Raw genomic sequence first — 23,324 nt, 5'->3', positions numbered from 1 at the left:
GGGCACGCCCAGCGCCCGCGTCAGCCGGCGCGCGGTGTGAACCGCACCGGCAGGGACTGCGGGCCCCGGGTGAACACCCCGCGCTCCACCGCGTCGAAGCCCTCGTCCGGCCGCAGATCCGGCATGGCGTCCAGCAGTTGTCCCACGCCGATCTCGACCTCCGCCTTCGCCAGCAGCGCCCCGACGCAGAAGTGCCGGCCCAGCGCGAAGGCGAGATGGTCGGCGGCGGCCGAGAAGGCGGTCGTCGTGGTCAGGTCCTCGCGGTGGAGGTCGAAGCGGTCCGGGTCGCGGTAGCGGCTCCCGTCCCGGTTGGCCGCGCCGATGAGACACGTGACGGTGTCGCCCGCCGGTATGGTGCCGCCGCTCAGCTCCACCTCGGACGCCGACTGACGCATGATCATGTGCACCGGTGGGGTGTAGCGCAGCGTCTCCGCGAAGGCGCGCGGGATCAGGGACCGGTCCTCGCGCACCGCCGCCAACTGCTCGGGGTGGGCGAGCAGGTTGGCGAAGATGCTGGCGATCGCCTTGTCCGTGGTCTCACCGCCCGCCGCGAGCAGCAGACTGCAGAACGCCTTGATGTCCTCGTCGCTCATCCGGACCCCGTCGACCTCCGCGGCGCACAGGGAGGACAGCAGGTCGTCGCCCGGAGTCTCGCGGCGCTCCTGGATGATCGGGAACATGTACTCGGCGAACTCCACGCGGGTGCGCGCACCGGCGGCCGCCACCTCCTGGTCCCCGGAGAGGTTGCCCAGGAAGGCGATGACCGACGTGTACCAGCCGTGGAACCGGTCGTGGTCCGCCTTGTCCAGACCCAGCATGTCCGCGATGACGTTGACCGGGAAGCGGGTCGCGTAGTCGGCGACCAGGTCGGCGCGTCCGGTGTGCCGGAACGCGTCGATCAGCTCGCGGGAGTTGCGCTCGATCACGGGCAGGAACCGGTCCTGGAGATCGGCCCCGCGGAAGGCCGGCGCGACCAGCGCGCGCCGGACCGCGTGCTCCCGGCCGCTCAGCTGGAGGATCGTCCTGCCGTGCACGGGCTCGATCTGCCAGTCGTAGTTCTCGGTCGTGAACTGCCCCATCCGGTCCTTGAAGACGCGCTCCACGTCGTCGTAGCGCGAGACGATCCAGCTCCGCGTGGCCTCGTGCCAGATGAGGGGCGCGCTCTCCCGCATCGCCCGGTAGGCCGGATAGGGGTTCGCCGCGAACTCGGGGGAGAGGATGTCGGGGACCTGCTGCGCGGTGGACATGGGGCTCCTCGGTCGACAACGGCCTAACGGCACCAGGCTATTGACGACGCGATGACGACGACAGACCGCGGACGGGACGAGGTCCCGGTCAGGCGCCGCCGCCGTCCACCGAGGCGCGCAGCCGGGCGCTGGCCATCCGCATGTGCTCGGCCATCGCCCGGTCCGCGGCCTCCGGATCACGCGCGCGGATCGCCTGGAGCACGGCGTCGTGCTCGCACAGCGTGCCGCTGACGGTGCCCTCGATGTCGCTGACGCGCTCCATCCAGACCTGGAGCAGCGCCCGGATGCTGTGCAGGATGTCGCTGAGGACGGTGTTGCGCGCGATGCGGGCCGTCTCCAGGTGGAAGGCGATGTCGGCGTCGATGAACGCCGTGACGTCGCCGCCCGCGTCGCGCATGTGCTGGAGGTGCTCCTCCAGGCGCGCCACGTCCTCGTCGCTCGCGCGCTCCGCCGCCAGCCGGGCCGAGACCCCCTCCATGTACGTGCGCACCTCGACCAGGTCCTGGGTGCGGCGCTGGCCCAGCATCAGGCCCCAGTTGATCGCGCGGGGCAGGAACTCCGAGGTGCCCTCGCGCACGTAGGAGCCGGAACCCGGCCGGATCTCGATGATCCCGAGGACGTCCAGGGCGGACAGCGCGCCGCGCACGCTGGACCGTGCGACACCCAGCGCCTCGGCCAGCTGCCGCTCGGCGGGCAGCCGCGTGCCGGGCCGGATGTCACCGGCCGAGAGGTGGTCGAGGAGCCGTTTGGCGACCTCGCTGACGGACGACTCGCGCACGACGGGCCGCAGCAGCCGCGCGAGGTCCGGAGCGGCCGCGGAGCTGTGCTGATCAGGCTGACTGGTCACGGTCACCAGTCAACCAGATGCCGCACCGACCCGACTGACCAGGCAGTTCACCCTGATCTGGGGTGTGGTTTGTCAAGAGTTGGGTCAGTGGAAGATCTATGACGCTCACCACACTGGTAAATTGGTGACCAATTTTGATCCGAGGCATAGCGTGAGGGCGAACCGGTCGGCCGCCTTCCGCGGCGGACATCCGGTGTGACCGACCCCGGACGGAGCTGTCCGGGCGAGCCGAGGAGTCGCCCATGGGTGCCCAAGCGCTATCCGAGGCAGTCGAGAGAACTGCCATCAAGAAGGTCTCAGTCCGCCTCGTCCCGTTCGTGGCGCTGATGTTCTTCGTGAACTACCTGGACCGCACGGCCGTCTCGTTCGCCGAACCCAACGGCATGGGACAGGACCTCGCCCTGACCGCCGCCCAGTTCGGCTTCGCGTCCGGGATCTTCTTCCTCGGCTACATCGTGCTCGAGGTCCCCAGCAACATGGCCCTGCACCGCTTCGGGGCCCGCCGGTGGCTGGCCAGGATCATGGTGACCTGGGGTGTCGTCTCGCTGCTGTTCACCTGGGTCACCAGCAGCGGCCAGCTCTACACGCTGCGCTTCCTGCTCGGGGTCGCCGAAGCGGGCTTCTTTCCCGGCGCGATCCTCTTCCTCAGCCAGTGGGTGCCGTCCCGCCACCGCACCAAGATCCTCGGCCTGTTCTACCTCGCCCAGCCGCTGACCACCGTGTTCGGCGCCCCGCTGGCGGGCTGGCTGATCGGCCGCCACGGCCTGTTCGGCCTCGAGGGCTGGCGCGTGATGTTCCTGTTCGTGTCGCTGCCCGCGATCATCCTGGGCGTCGTCGCCTGGTTCTACCTGATCGACAGGCCCGCCGACGCCAAGTGGCTCACGCCGGCCGAACGCGACTGGCTGACGGCCGAACTCGCCGCCGAGAACGCCCAGAAGACCGGGCACGAGAGCAAGCACGCCAAGGGCGACCTGAAGACCGCCTTCAGCAGCGGCCGGGTCTGGACCCTCGCGGTCGTCTACTTCGGCTTCGTGTACGGCCTGTACGCCCTCGCCTTCTTCCTGCCGACGATCATCAACGGCTTCCAGGACCAGTACGACACCACGTTCAGCGTGATGGACAAGGCCTGGATCACCGCCATCCCGTACCTGCCGGCCGCCGTCGTCCTCTTCTTCTGGACCCGGCACGCCACCCGCCACGGCACCCACACCTGGCACGTGGCGGGACCGGCCGTCGTCGGCGGTGTCTCCATCCCGCTCGCCCTCTACATGGGCTCCCCGGCCGCCACGGTCGCCGTGATCACCGTCACCGCCTGCGCCATCTTCGCCGCCCTGCCGGTCTTCTGGTCGGTGCCCTCCCGCTTCCTGACCGGAGCCGCCGCCGCGGCCGGCATCGCCCTGATCAACACCGCCGGAAACGTGGCGGGCTTCGCCTCCAGCTACATCACCGGCTGGCTCAAGGACCTGACGGGCGCGTACTACGCACCGCTCTACCTCGTCGGCTTCTTCATGCTGCTGTCCGCCGCACTGATGCTGTGGCTCGCCGCCCGCCACCGCACCGACGAACCGGACCCCGCCCCCGACCACCAGGCCAAGGAGGCCCTGCGATGACCCGCCTGTTCAACGACCCCGCCGCCTTCGCCGACGAGGCGCTGGAGGGCTTCGCCGCCGCGCACCGGCGCTGGGTCCGGCCGGTCACCGGCGGAGTCGTCCGGGCCACCGCCACCCCGGCCGGGCAGGTGGCCGTGGTGATCGGCGGCGGATCGGGTCACTACCCGGCCTTCTCCGGCCTGGTCGGCCGCGGCCTGGCGCACGGCGCGGCCGTCGGCAACGTCTTCGCCTCGCCCTCCGCCCAGCAGATCCGCTCCGTGGCGCGGGCGGCGCACGGCGGCGCCGGAGTCCTGCTGATGTACGGCAACTACGCCGGTGACGTCCTGCACTTCGGCCAGGCCGCCGAGCGGCTGGCCGCCGACGGCATCGACGCCCGTACCTTCGCCGTCGCCGACGACATCTCCAGCGCGGGTCCGGACGAGTCGGCCAAGCGGCGCGGCATCGCCGGTGACCTGCCCGTCTTCAAGGCCGCCGCCGCCGCGGCCGAGCAGGGCCGTCCCCTGGACGAGGTGGTGCGCGCCGCCGAACGGGCGGGCGCCCGCACCCGGTCCTTCGGCATCGCCTTCTCCGGCTGCACCCTGCCCGGCGCCGACCACCCCCTGTTCACCGTCCCCGAGGCCCGCATGGCGGTCGGCCTCGGCATCCACGGGGAGCCCGGCATCGGCGAGGAGGACCTGCCCACCGCCGACGAGGCGGCCCGGCTCCTGGTCGGGACGCTGCTGAGGGAACTCCCCGAGGACGTCCCCGGCCCGGCGGGACAGCGCGCCGCCGTCGTCCTCAACGGGCTCGGCTCGGTCAAGTACGAGGAACTGTTCGTCGTCTACCGCAAGGTCGCGGCCCTTCTCGGCGAGGCGGGCGTCGAGATCGTCGACCCCGAGGTCGGCGAACTCGTCACCAGCTTCGACATGGCCGGTGTCTCCCTCACCCTGACCTGGCTGGACGAGGGCCTGGAGGAGCTGTGGCGGGCCCCGGCCGACACGCCCGCCTACCGCAAGGGCGCCCTCGACACCGCCGATCCGGACACCGCCGTACGTCCGGACACCGCCGTGCACCCGGAGACCGCCCCGCTCCCGGACGCCGACGCACCCCCGGCCTCGGATGCCTCCCGGCACGCCGCCCGCACCGTCCTGGCCGCTCTGGACGCGGTGGCCGGCGTGGTCGAGGCGCACGCCGGTGAACTCGGCCGCATCGACGCCGTCGCCGGCGACGGAGACCACGGCATCGGCATGCTGCGCGGCTCCACCGCCGCCCGCGAGGCCGCCGCCGACGCCCACCAGCGCGGCGCGGGCGCGGGCACCGTCCTGACCCGGGCCGCCGACGCCTGGGCCGACAGGGCGGGCGGCACCTCCGGCGCCCTGTGGGGCACCGTCCTGCGCTCCCTCGGCACGGCCCTCGGCGACCAGGACACCCCGGACGCCGCCCGCGTCTCGTGCGGGGTCACGGACGCCTCCGCGGCCGTGCGCAGGCTCGGCGGCGCGGAAGTCGGCGACAAGACCATGGTCGACGTCCTCGTTCCCTTCGCCGACGCGCTGGCCGCCGCCACGGCCGAGGGCGTGCCCCTCGCCGAAGCCTGGGACCGCGCCGCCACCACGGCCACCGACGCGGCCGCCGCCACCGCCCGCCTGCTGCCCCGCATGGGCCGGGCCCGCCCGCACGCCGAGAAGTCCCTCGGCACCCCCGACGCGGGCGCCCACTCCCTCGCCCTGATCACCCGCGCCGTCCACGGCGCCCTGCTCGACCACCCCCACGACCACCACTGAGGAAAGCCGAGATGACCGACAAGCTCCGCATCGTCGTCGGGTCCGACGACGCCGGTTACCAGTACAAGGAAGCCCTCAAGCAGGACCTGCAGAGCAGCGCCCTGGTCGCCGCCGTCACGGACGTGGGCGTCGACGCCGACGGCCACACCGCCTACCCCAAGGTCGCCATCGCCGCCGCCGAGATGGTCGCCCGCGGCGACGCCGACCGCGCGCTGCTGGTGTGCGGCACCGGGCTCGGCGTCGCCATCGCCGCCAACAAGGTCAGGGGCATCCGCGCCGTCACCGCCCACGACTCCTTCTCCGTCGAGCGGGCGGTCCTCTCCAACAACGCGCAGATCCTGACCTTCGGGCAGCGCGTCGTCGGCCTCGAACTCGCCCGCCGCCTGGCCGCCGAATGGCTCACCTACCGCTTCGACGAGAGCTCGGCGTCGGCCGCCAAGGTCCAGCTGATGTGCGACTACGAGACCGCCTCGGGCGACGGGGCGGCCGCCTGATGCCCGCCCCCGCACCGTCCCCCGTACTGCTGGGGGTGAGCCTGAAGATGTACTTCGGCCACCACCAGACGCTGAACTGGGCCCGCAGGATCGCCGCCCTCGCCGAGCGGCACCCCGCCGTCACCTCCGGCGCCGCCCGGCTCTTCGTGCTCCCCGCCTTCCCCGCTCTCGTCCCCGCCACCGGCATCCTCGCCCCCTACGGCGTCGCCCTCGGCGCCCAGGACATCGCGACCGAGGACAGCGGCCCCTACACCGGCGAGGTCGGCGGCCCCGTCCTCAAGGAGATCGGCTGCCGCTACGCCGAGGTCGGCCACGCCGAACGCCGTCGCCTCTACGGCGAGGGCGACACGGTCGTCGCCGCCAAGACCGCCGCCGCCCTGCGCAACGGCCTCACCCCCGTCCTGTGCGTCGGCGAACGCGACGAGGCCGACCCGGCCGACGCGGCGGCCCGCACGGTCGCCGAGGCGGAACGCCTGCTGCACGGCCTGGACGGCGCGGTCGTCCTCGCCTACGAACCCCAGTGGGCCATCGGCGCCCCCGAGCCCGCCTCCGCCGAGCACATCGCGACCGTCTGCACCGCCCTGCGCCACTGGCTCGACAGCCGTCCGCGGCACGCCGGTTCCACCGTCATCTACGGCGGCAGCGCGGGCCCCGGACTGCTGACCCGGCTGGCCGGCACCGCCGAGGGCCTGTTCCTCGGCCGCTTCGCCCACGACCCGGCGAACGTGGAAGCCGTCCTCGACGAGATCCGCTCCCCGGCCCCGGCGGCGGTGGCGTGATGGCGTACGGCATCAGCACCTACGCCTACTTCTGGCGCCACTCCACCCTCGCCCCCGAGCCGATGACCCTGCCCGCGATGCTCCGCGACACCACGGAACTCGGCGGCCGGGTCTTCCAGATCTGCGACTACGCGCCCGTCGAGACCTACGACCGCGCGCGGCTCGCCGACCTCCGCGCCACCGCCGACGACCTCGGCCTGACCCTGGAACTCGGCACCCGCGGCATCCGCCCCGGCCACCTGCTCACGTACCTCGACATGGCGGGCGAACTGGGGGTCACCCTGGTCCGCTCCATGCTGAACACCGCCGACCACCGGCCGGACACCGCCGAGGCGGTCGCCCTGCTGAAGGAAGCGGTGCCCCGCTACGCCGACGCGGGCGTGACCCTCGGCCTGGAGACCTACGAGCAGGTCGCCACCGACGACCTGGTGAGCGTCGTACGCGCCGTCGACAGCCCGCGTCTGGGCATCGTCCTGGACCCGGGCAACAGCGTCGCCCGGCTGGAACGCCCCGCCGACGTCGTGGCCGCCACCGCGCCGTACGTGGTCAACATCCACGTCAAGGACTTCGCCTTCACCCGCCGCGACGGCTGGGTCGGCTTCACCTACGCCGGCTGCCCGCTCGGCGAGGGCCTCCTGGACCACGCCGGCATGGTCGCCGCCGTACGCCCAGGGGAGCGCGGCATCAACCAGATCGTGGAGCACTGGCTCCCGTGGCAGGACGGCGGCTACGACGCCACCGCCCGGCTCGAACACCAGTGGACGCAGCACAGCATCAACACCCTCCTGAGGAGCGAGTAATGCCCACCGAGATCCAGACCCGGGCCGACGTCACGACCGTCGCCGTCATCGGGGCCGCCGGCAAGATGGGCCGGCGCGTCTCCGACAACCTGGTCGAGAGCGACTTCCGGGTGCTCTTCAGCGAGGCGTCGCCGGCGGGCCAGGAGCTGATCCGCGGCCTCGGCCGCGAACTGACCGAGTCGGCCGACGCCGTCGCCGAGGCCGACGTCGTCATCCTCGCCGTGCCCGACGTGGTCCTCGGCAAGGTCTCCGAGGAACTCGTGCCGCTGATGAAGCCCGGCACCGTCGTCCTCACCCTCGACCCGGCCGGCGCCTACGCCGGCCTGCTGCACGCCCGCGAGGACGTCCACTACGCCTGCGCCCACCCCTGTCACCCCTCGGTGTTCCTGGAGCGGACCACCAAGGAGGAGTGGCAGGACACCTTCGGCGGCATCGCCGCGCCCCAGGAGGTCGTCGCCGCCTACGAGGGCGGGGACGAGGCCAAGCAGCGGCTCGCCGACGCCGTCGTCCGGGTCATGTACGCCCCGGTCGTCGACGTCCACTGGGTCACCGTCAAGCAGCTCGCCGTGCTGGAGCCGACCCTCGTGGAGACCATCGCCTGCATGGTCGGCGCCCTGCTGACCGAGGCGCTGCACGAGACCGTCCACACGGTCGGGGTCCCGGAGAAGGCCGCCCGCGCGATGCTGCTCGGCCACACCCAGGTCGCGCTGGCGAACACGCTGAAGGGCTCCAACCCCTTCTCGGACGCCTGCCTGATCGCCATGGACTACGGCCGTGAGTCCATCGTCCGCGAGGACTGGAAGAAGGTCTTCGACGACGAGGAGCTGGACAAGGTCATCACCCGCATGCTGAAGATCAAGGAGATCCGCCGCTAGGGCAGGCATCCGCCCGGAGGTGCGCGGGCGCGCTGGCTACGCCCGTGAGTCGAACGCCGGGGTGACGTCGAGCAGTTCGGACAGGTCGGCGCCCACCGCGATCTCGCGGGGAGCGGTGCCGCGGCGGAAGAGACGGGCGTCGCGCGCGCCGCCGAGGGTCGCGCGCCCGCTGTCGACGCGCAGCCAGGAGCCCTCCCGCAGGCCGAGGACCGGCACGTCGTTCTCCTCCAGGAACTCCGTCAGCCGCTCCTCGCGGGTCTCGCCCTTGTGCGTGGACGCCGGGTCCGGGTCGAGGTAGTGCGGGTTGATCTGGAACGGGACCAGGCCGAGCGCCTCGAAGGAGGGCGGCTCGACGATGGGCATGTCGTTGGTGGTGCGCAGCGACGGCGCCGCCATGTTGGTGCCGGCGCTGGCCCCCATGTACGGCAGTCCCGCGCCGACGGCCTTGATCAGCGCCTCCCGCAGCCCCGTGCGGTACAGCGCGGAGAGCAGCCGGAACGAGTTGCCGCCGCCGACGAACACGGCGTCCGCCTCACCGAGCCGGGCGAGCGGGTCGCCGCCCTCGTGCACGCCCCGCACGTCTATACCCGCCCCGGCGAGCGCGCCGCGCACCTGCGCGGTGTAGCCGTCGTGGTCGGCGATGGCGTACGGCACGAAGACCAGTCGCGCGCCCGCGGGCAGGAAGCCGGTCACGGTGTCCATGGCGTGTTCCAGGTAACCGCGGCCGTGCTGGGTGGAGTTGGACAGGAGCAGGAGATTCACGGGGTGGTCCTCGTCGACGGGGGTGGATCGGTGGTGTGGGTCAGGTGGTGCGGGGTGAGCGCGGACGCCGGTGGTGCTGGGGCGGATGCGTCAGGCGCTGCTCCAGCAGCCGGGCGGCCCGGCGCAGCACCTCCAGGCGGTCCTCGGGGCCCTCGGGGAAGCGCTCCTTGGCGGCGCCGAGACTGAGGCTGCCGTAGGGCTCCGCGCCGAGGAACACGGGCAGGGCGACGGTGCCGATGCCGGCGTCGTACTCGCCGACCGTCCAGGCGTAGCCCTGCGCGCGGACCTGGCGGAACTCGCGCTCCAGCTGGTCGGCGTCGGTGACGGTGCGCTCGGTGAAGCGGGCCATGGGGCGGCCGCGGAAGAGCCGGTGGCGCTGGTCGTCGGGCAGGAAGGCGTAGAACGACTTGCTGGTGGCGCCGGCGTGCGCCGGGTACAGCTCACCGACCAGCGGGTAGTAGCGCAGCGGCCCCTCCTCGCCCTCGACGGCCGCGACGCAGCGCATGTGGAAGTTGTCGGGCAGGCAGAAGAGGACCGTGTCGCCGGTCGCCGCCCGCAGCTCCTGGAGGACGGGCTCGGCGAGCAGTTCCAGGGAGCCCGAGCGCTCCCAGAGACGGCCCAGGCGCAGGGCGGCCGGACCGATGCGGTAGCGGCGGGTCGCCGGGTCGGAGACCAGGAAGCCGCGGCCCGCGAGCGTGGACAGCAGGCGCTGGGCGACCGAGGTGTCCCAGCCGAACTCGGCGGCGATCTCGGTGACGCCCCAGTCCGGCCGGTTGCGCTCGAAGGCCAGCAGCACCAGCAGGGCACGGTCGACGGTCTGGAGGGCTCCGGCCGGGGTCTTCCGGTCCGCGGGCTGTACCGGCGGGTCGGCCACGGTGGCTCCTCTCCATCTCGCCATTCAGACTCGTATTGCAGATAACGGGAAACAGTTGCGGAGAACGTTAGTCGATCCCGAACCTTCTGTCAGCACCGCTCCCGGTGCGGATCAGGAGAACTGCCCATGTTGAAGTACGTCCTGGACCTCGTGGATCTGCTGGACGATCCCGACGTCGACGGCAAGCGCGTCGCCGCCCACCTCGACTCCGTGGCGGGGCCCGAGGGCTCCGGCGCCGAGGTCACCACCGTCACCGGCGAGCGCGGCTCGACGGACTTCGTGCTCGTGCGGATCCCCGGCCGGGACGGCCGCACCCGCGGCGGCCAGGCGCGCACCCTGGGCGTGGTGGGGCGGCTCGGCGGCATCGGGGCCCGCCCGGAGACGACCGGCCTGGTCTCCGACGCCGACGGCGCGGTCGCCGCGCTCGCCACCGCCGCCAAGCTCCTCGACATGCGCCGCCGCGGCGACGTGCTCGACGGCGACGTGATCATCGCCACGCACATCTGCCCGAACGCCCCGACGGCACCGCACGACCCGGTGCCCTTCATGGACTCGCCCGTCGACATCGCGACCATGAACCGGCACGAGGTCACCGGCGAGATGGAGGCCGTGCTCTCCGTCGACACCACCAAGGGCAACCGGATCATCAACCACAAGGGCCTCGCCCTGTCGCCCACCGTCAAGGAGGGCTGGGTGCTCAAGGTCAGCGAGCAGCTCGGGGAGCTGCTGGCCGTGGTGACCGGTGAGCCGTTGGTCACGTACCCGGTGACCACCCAGGACATCACCCCGTACGGTAACGGTGTACACCACATCAATTCGATTCTGCAGCCGGCCACGGCGACGGCCGCTCCGGTCGTCGGCCTCGCGATCACCTCCGCGGCGGCCGTGCCCGGCTGCCAGACGGGCGCCAGCCACGAGACGGACATCGCGGCGGCGGCCCGGTTCGCCGTCGAGACCGCGAAGTCCTACGGCGGCGGACGGATCGACTTCCACGACGACCAGGAGTTCGACGCGCTCGTGTCCCGTTACGGCTCGCTGACCCGGCTGCAGACCCTCGGCCGCGCACCCGGGGGGTCGTGATCATGGCCGCGCACAAGAACACCGGTACCGCGCCCGAGGCGGGTGCCACCCGTGCCGTCGGCAGCGACGACTACGCCCTGTCCCGCGTCCCGCGCGACAAGCGGCTCGGCTTCTGGACGATGCTGCTCCAGTGGCTCGCCCAGTCGGGCTCCATCTCGCAGTTCACCCTCGGCGCCACCATCGGCGTCGGCATGACCTTCGGCGACGCCTTCCTCGCGTTCACCCTCGGCGCGGTGATCCTCGAGGTCGTCATCTTCGCGATCGGCCTGGCCGGCATGCGCGAGGGCCTGGCCACACCGCTGCTCACCCGCTGGGCCGGCTTCGGACGCAACGGCTCGGCCCTGGTCAGCCTGGTCATCTCGGTCAGCCTCGTCGGCTGGTTCGGCGTACAGAACACGATCTTCGGTGACAGCGTCTCCGCGCTGGTCGGCGGCCCCTCCTGGCTGTGGTGCGTGGCGGCCGGAGTCGGCATCACCGTCCTGGTGATCTTCGGCTTCAAGTACATGGCCGTCTTCGCGAAGATCGTCACCCCGCTGTTCTTCGCGATGGTCGCCTGGTCGGTGACCGACGCGCTGAGCGACCACTCGCTCTCCGAGCTGATCAACTCCCCGGCGCCCGGCGAGACCATCCCGCTCGCCGTCGCGGCGACCGCCATCGCGGGCGGCTTCATGACCGGCGCGATCGTCTCCCCGGAGATGACCCGCTACAACCGCAAGGGCAGCCACGTCTTCCTGCAGAGCGCGTCGTCGATGATCCTCTCCGAGTACATCGTCGGCCTGACCGGCGTCCTGCTCGGCCACATGGTCGGCAGCGGCCAGGTCTCCCAGATCGTGCTCTCCACCTCCGGCGTCTTCGGCGTGCTCGTCGTCCTGATGTCCACCGCGAAGATCAACGACTGGAACCTGTACGGCTCCTCCCTCGGCGTCGTCAACTTCTTCCAGGTCGTCTTCAACAAGCGCCTGCACCGGGGCGCGGTCACCATCGCCCTCGGCATCGCCGGCACCCTGCTGTCCGCCGTCGGCATGATGACCCACTTCACCGACTTCCTGTCCGTGCTGGGCGTCGCCATCCCGCCGGTGGGCGGCATCATCGTCGCCGAGTACTGGGTGGTGCGCCGCATGCGGGCACCGTCGGATGCCATCTGCGGGGGCGGGACCTTGCCCGCCCCCGCCTTCGTCTCCGCTTCTGCGGGAGACGCGATGGGCTGTCGTCGAGTTGCGCGCGATGCGCTTCGACACCTCCAACCGTTCCTGGGGATTGAGCGGGAGCGCTGCTCCCGTTCAGCCGCACGCCCCGAACGGTCTTGGGCGCACTGGTCCCCGGCGTACTCAACCCCGGGGCGGCGACACGCATCCCGTGCGTGGTCCGATCCCAGGAGGCCAGTTCCCTGCGCGATCTGACACGCACGTACGGCCAGGGGCGGCGGGGAGGCCCCGAGCCATCACTCTGGTGGAACGGGGGCCCCGCACGCTCGGCGCCGAGTCAGCGTCTCAAATCGCACGCCCACGCTAACCCGGTCGGCCCAGCCCGCCGCAGGCGTGTGCGTACCGTGTCACACGATCGAGCGAACTCGACCTGGCGTGACGTTCGGAGAGCCCCCGGCCACCTGGACGTCGTACCCGCCGACCCGGCCGAATGGCGGGTGCCGCCGTTCTCCGGGGAGATCCGCGACGGCTACCTGTGGGGCCGGGGCGCCATCGACATGAAGGACACGGTGGCCGTCATGCTGGCCACCGCCCGGCACTTCGCCCGCACCGGCACCCGGCCCGCCCGCGAGATCGTCCTCGCCTTCCTCGCCGACGAGGAGGCGGGCGGCAAGTTCGGCGCCCACTGGCTGGTCGAGCACCGGCCCGACCTGTTCGCCGGCGTGACCGAGGCGATCGGCGAGGGCGGCGGCTTCAGCTACGCCCTGGACGACACCCGGCGCCTCTACCCGATCGAGAACGCCCAGCGCGGCATGGCCTGGATGGAACTGACGGCCAACGGCCGCGCCGGCCACGGCTCCTCCCCGAACGACGAGAACGCCGTCACCGACCTCGCCGAGTCCCTGACCCGCATCGGCCGGCACACCTTCCCCGTCCGGCTGATCGAGCCGGTGCGCGCCCTGCTCGCCGAGGCCGCCCGCCTCCAGGGCATCGACCTCGACCTCGACGCCGAGGACCTGGACGCCGAGCTGGCCAAGCTCGGTCACGTGGCCGACTTCATGCAGGTCGTGCTCCGCAACTCGGCCAACCCCACCATGTTCACGGCCGGGTACCAGACCAACGTCATCCCCGGCCGGGCCACGGCCCGCGTCGACGGCCGCTTCCTGCCGGGCCACGAACAGGAACTGGTCGACGCGATCGATGCGCTGCTCCTGCCCTCGGTGTCCCGCCAGTGGGTCAACCACGACATCGCGATGGAGACGTCCTTCGACGACCCCCTCGTCGACGCCATGTGCGCCGCCGTGCGCGCCGAGGACCCCGACGGCCACCCGGTGCCGTACTGCAACCCGGGCGGCACCGACGCGAAGGCCTTCACCAAGCTGGACATCCGCTGCTTCGGCTTCAAGGGCCTCAAACTGCCCCACGACCTCGACTACGGCCGCCTGTTCCACGGCGTGGACGAGCGGGTACCGCTGGAGGGGCTGCGGTTCGGGGTGCGGGTGATGACGCGGTTGTGGCAGGGGTGCTGAGACCTTCGGGTGTCGAGGGGCCCGACCGACGTGCGCGGGCCGGACCAGGTGGCGCGCGGCGCGCCAGGACTGAGGGGCCACGTGTCCTCGGCTCGGCCCCGCGCACGCCGGTCCCGCGCACGCCGGGGCCGCGCCGTTTCGTGTGCGGTACGGGTCAGTCGTCCACATCGACGCCGTAGCTCCGGGCCAGGGGGCGGAGGCCGTGGTCGTAGCCCTGGCCGACGGCCCGCAGCCGCCAGCTCCGGCCGCGTCGGTAGATCTCGGCCAGAAGCATCGTGCGCTCGGTCGTCGCGGCGTCCAAAGTCGCCTGCGCGAGGGCGGCGGCGCTGGTGCCGGCGCCCGAGACGATGTGCAGGGCGCCCACGTCACCAAAGGCGGGGGAACCGTCGATCGCGGCGGCGATCACGACCTTGCGGGCCGAGGGCGGCAGCGTGGCGAGGTCCACGCTGATGGTCTGCTCCGTCGGGCCGTCACTCAGCAGTCGCACTGTCCCGCCCGGATTCTCCGGAGCACCGTAGAAGACGAAGTCCTCGTCGAAGCAGACCTGCTCGTCCTCGTCCAGCACGAAGGCCACGACATCGATCTCGCATGCCGTCTGTTGTGCCCAGGAAGCGGTGACCGTCCAGCGGTGCGCCGTTTCACGCCCCGTGGGCAGGGGCAGGTCGACGACGCCTCCGCGGGGCAGCACATGCGTGGCCGGGCGTCGGCCGTCCGCCGCGTGCGCCTGAGTGACCACCGGTGCGACCAGCCACGCGGCGTCGTGGGTGGGCAGGAGCAGCGCGGTGATTCTGGGCAGCCGGCGATCGGCGTGGCCGCCGTCGAGAACGACCACGTCGGTGACGCCGGCGGAGAGGTTGATGGCGGCGGCCCCACCGAGTTCGACCACTCGGGTGCGCGCGGCCACTGCGTCGGGGTGGGTGCCGCCGAGCACGAGGACCCGTCGCCCGGAGAGCGGCCCGCGCGGCTTCGCGGAGCGCTTGGCGGGCTTCACTCCCGCGGTCGGCGGAGTGGGTTCCGCTTGACCGCCCCGGTCGGCGGGGGCGGGCTCGGCTCCCGCGTGGACGGCCTCCGGGTCGTCCTCCGACGGGTCCGCAGCGCGTGGCGTCGGCACGGCGGACAGCGCAGGCGAGGACACCGTCGCCGGTGTCGGTGCCGCCCCCTCGTGCGACGTGCCGGGCCGGACGTCCGCGAGCAGCCGCAGGAAGGCAGACTCGTCGATCACCGCGACCCCTTCGGCACGTGCCCTCCGCGCCTTGGCCGAGCCCGCGGAGGAGTCGTTTGCGATCAGGGCACTGGTATGCCTGCTGACCGAGCCCACCATGTTGAGCCCCGCCGCGACGCCCCGCAGTACCAGCTCCGCTCGGGCGTTGCGGGTCTCCCCGGTGATGGCGATCTTCATGCCTTGCACCAGCGGCCCACCCGCGGTGAGCCGCCCCGGGTTGCGGAACGGGCACGGCGTCTTCGGTGGCTTCGGAGTGAACCGCGAATCCTGCCGAGGCGGACACGCCACCACGGGTAGCGCCAGGTCGAGTCGGGCCGCTTCCCGCAGCGAGGCGCGCAGCACCCCTGCGAGCACCCGTGTGTCGTCCAGTGCATCGTGTGCCTTGACCTGGGGCACGCCGTAGTGCGTCGCGAGGGTGCCCAGCTTCAGGTCGTCCGTCGGCGGGTCGACGCGGCGGTTCAGCGCCAGGGTGCACAGCCGGCTGGCGACGGGCAGTCTCAGCCGCGCCCGGGCGAATTCATGGGAGAGGAAGTCGTAGTCGAACTGCGCGTTGTGGGCGACCAGCACGCGGCCCTCCAACAGGGCACCGATCCGCTGCGCCACCTGCTCGAAGGTCGGCGCCCCGCGCAGGCGGTCGGGCGTCAGGCCATGCACGTGCACCGGCCCCGGGTCGCAGCCCGGGTTCAGCAACGTCGAGAACTCTCCCGTTTGCCTGCCGTCCGGCCCCAGTGTCACGACGGCCACGGACAGCACCCGATCACGACGAGGCACGAGGCCGGAGGTCTCCACGTCGACGAGCGCCCATTCGAAGGCGTAGTCGCGCGAGTCGGTCAAGTCGGAGGTGGTGGGTGCGAGATGCATGAAGAAAGGATGGAGGTGTATCCACATCTTCTTCAACTCAAACTCCCATTGATCCCGCTTTGCGGCGGCCTCACGCCGCACCGTTTTCGGTCGCCGTCCTCCTGACACACTGCTGAGCGCACTGATCGACTCGCCCTCAGGAGGACTTCGTCATGACCGAGCAGCCGCCGGACCGCCTCGCCCGGTACGGGCGCCGGTTCAACAGGCTCTTCGCGGAGTACTTCGACACCCTCGCCGAGACCCTGGACGCCCCGTTGTTCAGCCGTTTCACCCCGGAGTGCGTGGAGCTGTTGCGCGACCTGTCCCTGCGCGGTGGCAAGCGGATGCGGGTGGTGCTGCTGCACGAGGCCGCCCGGCTGGTCACCGACGAGCCCGTCGCGGGGCTGGACGCCGCCGCGCTGAGCGTCGAACTGCTCCAGACCCACGGCCTGGTCCACGACGACCTCATCGACGACAGCGCCACCCGCAGGGGCGGGCCCACCACCTACTACGCCTACCGGGAGAGGTTTCCGGGGCACCCGCGGGCGGCACTCGGCCTGACCGTGCTCGCCGGTGACCTCGCGCTCGCCCTCTCGCTGCGCGCGCTCCTGGACGCCGGGCTGCCGGTCGAGGTGCGTCAGGCGATGGTCGAGGTGCAGACCCGGGCCGCGGCCGACACCTTCGTGGGGCAGATCGTCGACCTGGAACGCGACTTCGCCGCCACCGTCCCGGACGACGAGATGCTGCACGACGTCGCCGACCACAAGTCGGCCCGCTACTCGGTGCTCGCGCCGATGCGTCTCGGTCTCCTCGCGGCCGGGCTTCAACCGGACGCCCACGACGACGAGTTGCGTCGTTACGCGCGGCTGGTCGGCATCTGCGGGCAGATGCGTGACGACTACCTGGACCTTTTCGGCGACGCGGCCACGATGGGCAAGCCGACGGGGACGGACATCCGCGAGGGAAGGCGCAGTTACGCCGTCGTCCGGCTCCTGTCCGCCGTGACCGGCGCCGAGCGCGCGAGGGTGGAGGCGGCCCTCGGCGATCCCTCCTGCGGCCCCGGCACCATCGCCGGGATCCGTGGGATCGGCGAACGGCACGGTGTGGACGCCCTGATGCGGGCGGACATGCGGCGGTACGCGGAGCAGGCCCGGCTGGTGGCGGAGGGCTGGCGGCCGCGGTGGCGGGCGGAGGCGGTCGACTTCTTCGCGGGGGTGCCGTCGTGGAGCGTCGAGCGGGCCGGCTGACGGGGCCGGCTGACCGGTTCGGCCACCTCGCCCGTGGTCGCGCAGGGGCGGATGCCGGTCCGCGGACCGTTGTCAGTGGTCGCCCCTACTGTTCAGGCAGTGGGACCCGCGGAACACGCCGCGGGACCGGGCGGGGAGAGGTCTGACATGTCGAAGACGTACCTGGAGCTGTCACAGGACGACGGGAGCGCGCACAAGTTCTACGAAGTCACCGTCCAGGGACAGGTCGTGTCGGTACGTTACGGCAGGATCGGCGCCGCCGGACAGACCCAGACGTCGACCTTCCCCACCGCCCAGAAGGCCGCGGCCGCCGCCGCCAAGAAGATAGGCGAGAAGGTCCGCAAGGGATACGCCCCGGCCGTCCAGGGACAGCGCGCGCCTCGCGCCGTCACCCGTCGGCAGGTGGCCTCCGCGCCCTCCACGGCCCGCGCGGTCGCGCCGGTCCTGTGGCGCTTCCGCACCGGCTCCGCGGCGTTCGGCATCCACATCGACGAGGAGCGCTGCTGGGTGGGCAACCAGTCGGGCGACGTCTACACCCTGGCGCACGGCGGCGAGGTCCTCGCCCACTACCAGCTGCCGGACGGCGTCAAGTGCCTGGTCGCCGACGACTTCTGGATCTACGCCGGCTGCGACGACGGCCGGGTGTACGACCTGTCGTCCAAACTCCCGTTCGCCGCCTACGACATCGCCGCCGACGTCGACATCTTCTGGCTCGACATCCACGAGGGCGTGCTGAACGTCGCGGACCGCGCCGGGCGCCTCACCGTCATCGACCACGAGGACGAACACCAGTGGGCGCGCGGCGGGCGCGGTGAGCACGCCTGGATGGTCCGCGCCGACGACCGGGCCGTCTACCACGGGCACACGCGCGGTGTGACGGCCCACGCCCCGGACGGCGGCACCGAGTTGTGGCACACGCCCACCCAGGGAGCCGTGCTCTTCGGCTGGCAGGAGGACGACGCGGTGTACGCGGGCACCGCGCGCCACACGGTCCAGCGGCTGTCGAAGGCGACCGGCACCATCGAGGCGTCCTACCGCTGCGACAGCCCGGTGTACTCCTGCGCCACCTCGCCCGGCGGCCGGTACGTGTTCGCGGGCGACTCCGCCTCCTCGGTCTACTGCTTCGACCGGGACGGCACACGGCTGTGGAAGCTGGGCACCGGCGGCGGCTCCGCGCTGTCGATGCAGTACCGCGACGAGCGGCTGTTCCTGGTCACCACGGACGGCTCCCTGGCCTGCGTGGACGCGAGCGAGGCCGCGGTGAAGGCGGCGGAGCAGGGCTCGGTGCCCGTCGCCCGCGACGTCAAGCTCGCCGCCACCCTGCCGACGTACGCGCCCGCCACCGCGGCCGGCGCCGTCACGACCGTCGCCGTGGCGCCCGCCGGCTCCGTGGTCGTGGAGTGCGTGCAGGAGAACGGCCGGACCCGCATCCACGTGGTGTCGGAGGGGTACGACCGTTCCTGGAACGTCCAGTTCCCGAGGGCGATACGGGAGCCCGGCGCGCGGTACGTCGTCGACGCGCTGCACGCCGCGTCGGGCGGCTTCTACCGGGTGCGCGGGGACATCAGGCGCCTGCAGTGACCGGGCGGCGGCGTCAGGCTATCGACGCCGCTATGACCGCGGAGACCGCGACGTTGCAGGACGCCGTCACCCACACCGCCGGGTGCGGCTCCTGCTCGACCAGCGTCGCGCCCAGCCGCCCCGGGGTGATCAGGTCGACCACCAGGAAGGCCACGGCCATCATGACGAGCCCCAGCAGCCCGAAGGCCGCCGTCGACGCCAGGCCCTTGCCGAAGTCCTCGTACGTGGTCCAGATGGAGGTGAAGACGATGCCCCCGATGCCGAGCAGCGCGGAGCTGAGCACCAGGGCGGCGTTGCGGTTGCGCTGCTCCCAGATCTGCCGGCCGAGCTTGCCGGGGGTCAGCAGATCGACGAGGACGATCCCGAGGACCAGCAGGACCAGACCCAGGCCGCCGTAAGCGGCGGCCCGGCCGAGTCCGTTGACGATGTCGCTCATGGGGCAGCCGGCTCCGTTGGGTTGAGGGATCGCGAATGATCGTGGTCAAGGCGATGCAAAATGTAGCGCACCCGTTCGGAGCGTCAGGAGGCGGTCCGCAGCGCGCGGTTGCGGCGTACCGAGGACCAGAAGGAGGAGCCGATCAGGACCACGCCGACCAGACCCGTGACGATCTCGTTGATCTCGTACTGGATGGTCACCAGCAGGATGACCGACAGGGCGCCGATGGCGTAGTGCGCGCCGTGCTCCAGGTAGACGTAGTCGTCGAGGGTGCCCTGGCGGACCAGGTAGACGGTCAGCGACCGGACGTACATGGCGCCGATGCCGAGGCCGAGGGCCATCAGGACGATGTCGTTGGTGATGGCGAAGGCACCGATGACACCGTCGAAGGAGAACGACGCGTCCAGCACCTCCAGGTAGAGGAACATGAAGAACGCGGCCTTTCCGGCCAGCTTGACCGGTGAACCGGAGCCTCCGCCGCGCTCCGCCTGCCGCTCCGCCTTGTGCTCGCGCTCCTCCTCGGCCTCCAGCTTCTGCTCGAAGAAGCCGGAGAGCCCGCCGACGACCATGTAGGTGATCAGCCCGCCGACACCGGCCAGCAGGACGGTCTCCGTCTTGTCGGCGTGGATGCCGCCGTGCTGGTGGGCGTGGGCGCCGAAGCTGATCGCGGAGACGAGCAGCACGATCAGGGCGATGCAGACCGACAGCATGTCGACCCTGCCCAGCTTGGCCAGCGGGCGCTCCAGCCAACCGAGCCACTTGATCTCCCGGTCCTCGAAGACGAAATCGAGGAAGATCATCAGGAGGAACATGCCACCGAACGCGGCGATCGACGGATGCGCGTCCGTCACCAGCTCCTGATAGCGCTCCTTGTCCGTCAGCGCGAGATGCACCGCGCTCCAGGGACTCAGCCGCGCACTGATCGCCACGATCACCACCGGGAAGACCAGCCGCATCCCGAACACCGCGATCACGATGCCCACGGTGAGGAAGATCTTCTGCCAGAAGGCGTTCATCTTCTTCAGGATCCCGGCGTTGATCACCGCGTTGTCGAAGGACAGCGAGACCTCCAGGACGGAGAGGATCGCCACGATGCCGAGAGCCGTCCAGCCGTCGTAGAGCACGCCCACGGCCAGGCCGAGGGCGGTGACGGCGAAAGCCCAGCGGAACGTCTTCAGAAGCACCGGCCACTCATTCCTGTCGTCACGTGCGGGTGGGGCATCCCGTGCCAGTGCCCGCCACGCAGGTTGTCTACCACGATCATCCGGCCCCGGTCGGACAGGACCCGGACGGCCTGTCCTGGACGACCACCAAGAATGGAATCGTTCGTTTCCTTGAGTCATTCGTGTTCCAGGGAGTAGGTTCGCGGCCATGACGGCATCCCGGCACTCCCGGAACCAGACCACCGCCGCCGAGCTGCGCGCGGTGGGCCTGCGGGTGACGTCCGCCCGCGTCGCGCTGCTGGAGACGGTCCGGGAGGGCGACCACCTCGACGCCGAGGCGGTCGCGTCCGGGGTGCGCCGGCGCGTCGGTCAGGTCTCCCTCCAGGCCGTGTACGAGGCCCTGCACGCGCTCACCGCGGCCCGGCTCGTGCGCCGTATCGAGCCGCCCGGCAGCCCGGCACGGTTCGAGGGACGGGTCGGCGACAACCACCACCACGTCCTGTGCCGGTCCTGCGGAGCCCTCGCCGACGTCGACTGCGCCGTCGGCGACGCGCCCTGTCTGACCGCCTCCGACGACCACGGCTTCGTGATAGACGAGGCCGAGGTCATCTACCGGGGCCTGTGCCCCGACTGCTCCACCCCCGGCAGTTCCCCAGCACCTTGATCCGCCCCGTTCGGAAGGATTTCCCTCCCATGTCCGAGAACCACGACGCCATCGTGACCGACGCGAAAACCGAGGAGACGGGTGGCTGCCCGGTCGCCCACGGACGCGCCCCGCACCCCACGCAGGGAGGCGGCAACCGACAGTGGTGGCCGGAGCGGCTCAACCTGAAGATCCTCGCCAAGAACCCCGCCGTGGCCAACCCGCTGGGTGAGGAGTTCGACTACGCCGAGGCGTTCGGCAACCTCGACCTGCCGGCCGTGAAGCGGGACATCGCCGAGGTGCTGACCACCTCGCAGGACTGGTGGCCCGCCGACTTCGGCCACTACGGCCCCCTGATGATCCGGATGGCCTGGCACAGCGCGGGCACCTACCGCATCAGCGACGGCCGCGGCGGTGCCGGTGCCGGCCAGCAGCGCTTCGCCCCGCTCAACAGCTGGCCGGACAACGGCAACCTCGACAAGGCCCGCCGCCTGCTGTGGCCGGTCAAGAAGAAGTACGGCCAGAGCATCTCCTGGGCCGACCTGCTGGTCCTCACCGGCAACGTCGCCCTGGAGCAGATGGGCTTCGAGACCTTCGGCTTCGCCGGTGGCCGCGCCGACGTCTGGGAGGCCGAGGAGGACGTCTACTGGGGCCCCGAGACCACCTGGCTCGACGACCAGCGCTACTCCGGCGACCGCGAGCTGGAGAACCCGCTCGGCGCCGTCCAGATGGGCCTGATCTACGTCAACCCGGAGGGCCCGAACGGCAACCCGGACCCGATCGCCGCCGCCCGGGACATCCGTGAGACGTTCCGCCGGATGGCGATGAACGACGAGGAGACCGTCGCGCTGATCGCCGGCGGCCACACCTTCGGCAAGACCCATGGCGCCGGCCCGGCCGACGCCGTCGGCGACGACCCCGAGGCCGCCTCCATGGAGCAGCAGGGCCTCGGCTGGAAGAGCACCCACGGCACGGGCAAGGGCGGGGACGCCATCACCTCCGGCCTGGAGGTCACCTGGACCACGACCCCCACCCAGTGGAGCAACGGGTTCTTCAAGAACCTCTTCGAGTACGAGTACGAGCTGGAGCAGAGCCCGGCCGGCGCCAACCAGTGGGTGGCGAAGGACGCCCCGGAGATCGTCCCGGACGCGCACGACTCGTCGAAGAAGCACCGCCCGAAGATGCTCACCACCGACCTGTCGCTGCGCCTCGACCCGGTCTACGAGCCGATCTCCCGCCGGTTCTACGAGAACCCGGCGGAATTCGCGGACGCCTTCGCCCGCGCCTGGTACAAGCTGACCCACCGCGACATGGGCCCGAAGTCCCTGTACCTCGGCCCGGAGGTCCCGCAGGAGACCCTGCTGTGGCAGGACCCGCTGCCGGAGCCCGAGGGTGAGGCCATCGGCGCCGAGGACGTCGCGACCCTCAAGACCAAACTCCTCGAGTCCGGTCTGTCCGTCGCGCAGCTGGTGTCCACCGCGTGGGCCTCGGCGTCCACCTTCCGCGGCAGCGACAAGCGCGGCGGTGCCAACGGCGCCCGCATCCGCCTGCAGCCGCAGCGCGGCTGGGAGGTCAACGAGCCCGACGAGCTGGCGCAGGTGCTGCGGGTCCTGGAGGGTGTCCAGCAGGAGTTCAACTCCGGCGGCAAGAAGGTCTCCCTCGCCGACCTGATCGTCCTCGGTGGCTCCGCCGCCGTCGAGAAGGCCGCCAAGGAGGCCGGCTTCCAGGTGGAGGTCCCGTTCACCGCGGGCCGCGTGGACGCGACGGAGGAGCACACCGACGCCGAGTCGTTCGAGGCGCTGGAGCCGACCGTCGACGGGTTCCGCAACTACCACGGCAAGGGCAACCGCCTGCCGGCCGAGTTCCTGCTCCTCGACCGGGCGAACCTGCTCACCCTGAGCGCGCCCGAGACGACCGTCCTCGTCGGTGGCCTGCGGGTGCTGGGCGCCAACCACCAGCAGTCCCCGCTCGGTGCCCTCACCCGGACGCCCGGCGTGCTGACCAACGACTTCTTCGTCAACCTGCTCGACCTGGGTACGACGTGGAAGTCGACGTCCGAGGACCAGACCACGTTCGAGGGCCGTGACGCCGACACGGGCGAGGTCAAGTGGGCGGGCAGCCGCGCCGACCTGGTCTTCGGCTCGAACTCCGAGCTGCGGGCGCTCGCCGAGGTCTACGCGAGCGACGACGCGAAGGAGAAGTTCGTGCACGACTTCGTCGCCGCCTGGGTCAAGGTCATGAACCTGGACCGCTTCGACCTGGCCTGATCCACCGGCGTGGGGGGCCGGCCGGGCCCCCCCCGCCCCCCCCCCCCCGGGGGATAAGGCCGGGGCGCCCCCCCCCCACCCCGGGGGTTTTGGGTGTGGTTCGAGAGTTTGGGGGTGGTGTGG

Annotated in this window: 20 protein-coding genes; 13 read left to right on the top strand and 7 right to left on the bottom strand. The window is 71.6% G+C overall.

Features of this window, described 5'->3' with window-relative positions:
* Positions 1–20 precede the first annotated feature (20 nt).
* Both ACFC1X_RS37660 and ACFC1X_RS37655 read right to left on the bottom strand, forming a co-directional pair.
* The gene (locus tag ACFC1X_RS37660; RefSeq protein ID WP_376363242.1) at positions 21–1,247 is read right to left on the bottom strand and encodes a cytochrome P450; all 1,227 of its coding nucleotides are present in this window, start codon (positions 1,245–1,247) and stop codon (positions 21–23) included.
* Positions 1,248–1,335: 88 nt separating this feature from the next.
* Positions 1,336–2,100 carry a FadR/GntR family transcriptional regulator gene (locus ACFC1X_RS37655; protein ID WP_376363239.1) on the bottom strand — a complete coding sequence of 255 codons (765 nt, stop codon included), beginning with the start codon at positions 2,098–2,100 and terminating at the stop codon, positions 1,336–1,338.
* Between the two features lie 236 nt (positions 2,101–2,336).
* On the opposite strand from ACFC1X_RS37655, the gene ACFC1X_RS37650 reads away from it, so the two are divergent.
* From ACFC1X_RS37650 to ACFC1X_RS37625, 6 genes are read left to right on the top strand one after another with little or no spacing between them, the layout of a single operon-like run.
* Positions 2,337–3,704 (top strand): MFS transporter, encoded by a 1,368-nt coding sequence (locus ACFC1X_RS37650; RefSeq protein WP_376363237.1) that lies wholly within the window; start codon positions 2,337–2,339, stop codon positions 3,702–3,704.
* Complete coding sequence (locus ACFC1X_RS37645) at positions 3,701–5,464, top strand: dihydroxyacetone kinase family protein (RefSeq protein WP_376363234.1); 1,764 nt, start codon at positions 3,701–3,703, stop codon at positions 5,462–5,464. The genes ACFC1X_RS37650 and ACFC1X_RS37645 overlap by 4 nt, the downstream gene beginning before the upstream one ends.
* An 11-nt stretch (positions 5,465–5,475) precedes the next feature.
* Complete coding sequence (locus ACFC1X_RS37640) at positions 5,476–5,958, top strand: ribose-5-phosphate isomerase (protein WP_376363231.1); 483 nt, start codon at positions 5,476–5,478, stop codon at positions 5,956–5,958.
* Positions 5,958–6,737 (top strand): triose-phosphate isomerase, encoded by a 780-nt coding sequence (locus tag ACFC1X_RS37635; RefSeq protein WP_376363228.1) that lies wholly within the window; start codon positions 5,958–5,960, stop codon positions 6,735–6,737. Before ACFC1X_RS37640 ends, ACFC1X_RS37635 begins: the two co-directional genes overlap by 1 nt.
* Entirely contained in the window at positions 6,737–7,537 is an 801-nt protein-coding gene (locus ACFC1X_RS37630) for a sugar phosphate isomerase/epimerase family protein (RefSeq protein WP_376363226.1), read from the top strand. Before ACFC1X_RS37635 ends, ACFC1X_RS37630 begins: the two co-directional genes overlap by 1 nt.
* On the top strand, positions 7,537–8,412 hold the full coding sequence (locus ACFC1X_RS37625) for a phosphogluconate dehydrogenase C-terminal domain-containing protein (protein WP_376363223.1): 876 nt from the start codon (positions 7,537–7,539) through the stop codon (positions 8,410–8,412). Before ACFC1X_RS37630 ends, ACFC1X_RS37625 begins: the two co-directional genes overlap by 1 nt.
* Positions 8,413–8,448: 36 nt before the next feature.
* Here the strand turns inward: ACFC1X_RS37625 and pepE are convergent, their stop codons facing one another.
* Positions 8,449–9,174, bottom strand: coding sequence for a dipeptidase PepE (gene pepE / locus ACFC1X_RS37620; protein ID WP_376363220.1), 726 nt, complete (start codon positions 9,172–9,174; stop codon positions 8,449–8,451).
* 40 nt (positions 9,175–9,214) lie between these two features.
* A complete protein-coding gene (locus ACFC1X_RS37615) occupies positions 9,215–10,072 on the bottom strand; it encodes an IclR family transcriptional regulator (RefSeq protein WP_376363217.1) in 858 nt (285 codons plus the stop codon).
* 102 nt (positions 10,073–10,174) lie between these two features.
* On the opposite strand from ACFC1X_RS37615, the gene ACFC1X_RS37610 reads away from it, so the two are divergent.
* From ACFC1X_RS37610 to ACFC1X_RS37600, 3 genes are read left to right on the top strand one after another with little or no spacing between them, the layout of a single operon-like run.
* On the top strand, positions 10,175–11,128 hold the full coding sequence (locus ACFC1X_RS37610) for a DUF1177 domain-containing protein (RefSeq protein ID WP_376363214.1): 954 nt from the start codon (positions 10,175–10,177) through the stop codon (positions 11,126–11,128).
* A 2-nt stretch (positions 11,129–11,130) separates the two neighbouring features.
* Positions 11,131–12,528 carry a cytosine permease gene (locus ACFC1X_RS37605; protein ID WP_376363211.1) on the top strand — a complete coding sequence of 466 codons (1,398 nt, stop codon included), beginning with the start codon at positions 11,131–11,133 and terminating at the stop codon, positions 12,526–12,528.
* Entirely contained in the window at positions 12,432–13,802 is a 1,371-nt protein-coding gene (locus ACFC1X_RS37600; RefSeq protein WP_376363209.1) for a M20/M25/M40 family metallo-hydrolase, read from the top strand. The genes ACFC1X_RS37605 and ACFC1X_RS37600 overlap by 97 nt, the downstream gene beginning before the upstream one ends.
* A gap of 154 nt (positions 13,803–13,956) precedes the next feature.
* On the opposite strand, the gene ACFC1X_RS37595 is transcribed toward ACFC1X_RS37600, so the two are convergent.
* Positions 13,957–15,885, bottom strand: a complete 1,929-nt coding sequence (locus tag ACFC1X_RS37595) for a TerD family protein (protein ID WP_376363207.1) — start codon at positions 15,883–15,885, stop codon at positions 13,957–13,959.
* Between the two features lie 152 nt (positions 15,886–16,037).
* Here ACFC1X_RS37595 and ACFC1X_RS37590 point away from each other — a divergent pair, with 152 nt between their 5' ends.
* Both ACFC1X_RS37590 and ACFC1X_RS37585 read left to right on the top strand, forming a co-directional pair.
* Positions 16,038–17,111: a polyprenyl synthetase family protein gene (locus ACFC1X_RS37590; protein ID WP_376363204.1), complete on the top strand. Its 1,074-nt coding sequence runs from the start codon at positions 16,038–16,040 to the stop codon at positions 17,109–17,111.
* A 147-nt stretch (positions 17,112–17,258) separates the two neighbouring features.
* The gene (locus ACFC1X_RS37585) at positions 17,259–18,692 is read left to right on the top strand and encodes a WGR domain-containing protein (RefSeq protein ID WP_376363201.1); all 1,434 of its coding nucleotides are present in this window, start codon (positions 17,259–17,261) and stop codon (positions 18,690–18,692) included.
* A gap of 13 nt (positions 18,693–18,705) precedes the next feature.
* Here the strand turns inward: ACFC1X_RS37585 and ACFC1X_RS37580 are convergent, their stop codons facing one another.
* On the bottom strand, positions 18,706–19,128 hold the full coding sequence (locus ACFC1X_RS37580) for a DUF350 domain-containing protein (RefSeq protein WP_376363199.1): 423 nt from the start codon (positions 19,126–19,128) through the stop codon (positions 18,706–18,708).
* An 83-nt stretch (positions 19,129–19,211) separates the two neighbouring features.
* On the bottom strand, positions 19,212–20,312 hold the full coding sequence (locus tag ACFC1X_RS37575; RefSeq protein WP_376363196.1) for a DUF475 domain-containing protein: 1,101 nt from the start codon (positions 20,310–20,312) through the stop codon (positions 19,212–19,214).
* Between the two features lie 187 nt (positions 20,313–20,499).
* Between ACFC1X_RS37575 and ACFC1X_RS37570 the strand changes: the two genes are divergently transcribed.
* Together ACFC1X_RS37570 and katG are read left to right on the top strand one after the other, a co-directional pair.
* Positions 20,500–20,955, top strand: coding sequence for a Fur family transcriptional regulator (locus ACFC1X_RS37570; protein WP_376363194.1), 456 nt, complete (start codon positions 20,500–20,502; stop codon positions 20,953–20,955).
* A gap of 29 nt (positions 20,956–20,984) precedes the next feature.
* Positions 20,985–23,201 carry a catalase/peroxidase HPI gene (katG, locus tag ACFC1X_RS37565; protein WP_376363191.1) on the top strand — a complete coding sequence of 739 codons (2,217 nt, stop codon included), beginning with the start codon at positions 20,985–20,987 and terminating at the stop codon, positions 23,199–23,201.
* Positions 23,202–23,324 lie beyond the last annotated feature (123 nt).

This window comes from Streptomyces sp. NPDC056128 (assembly GCF_042263835.1).
GTDB lineage: Bacteria > Actinomycetota > Actinomycetes > Streptomycetales > Streptomycetaceae > Streptomyces.
The sequence above is the reverse complement of the archived record's forward strand: the minus strand, read 5'-3'. Positions and strand labels throughout refer to the sequence as shown.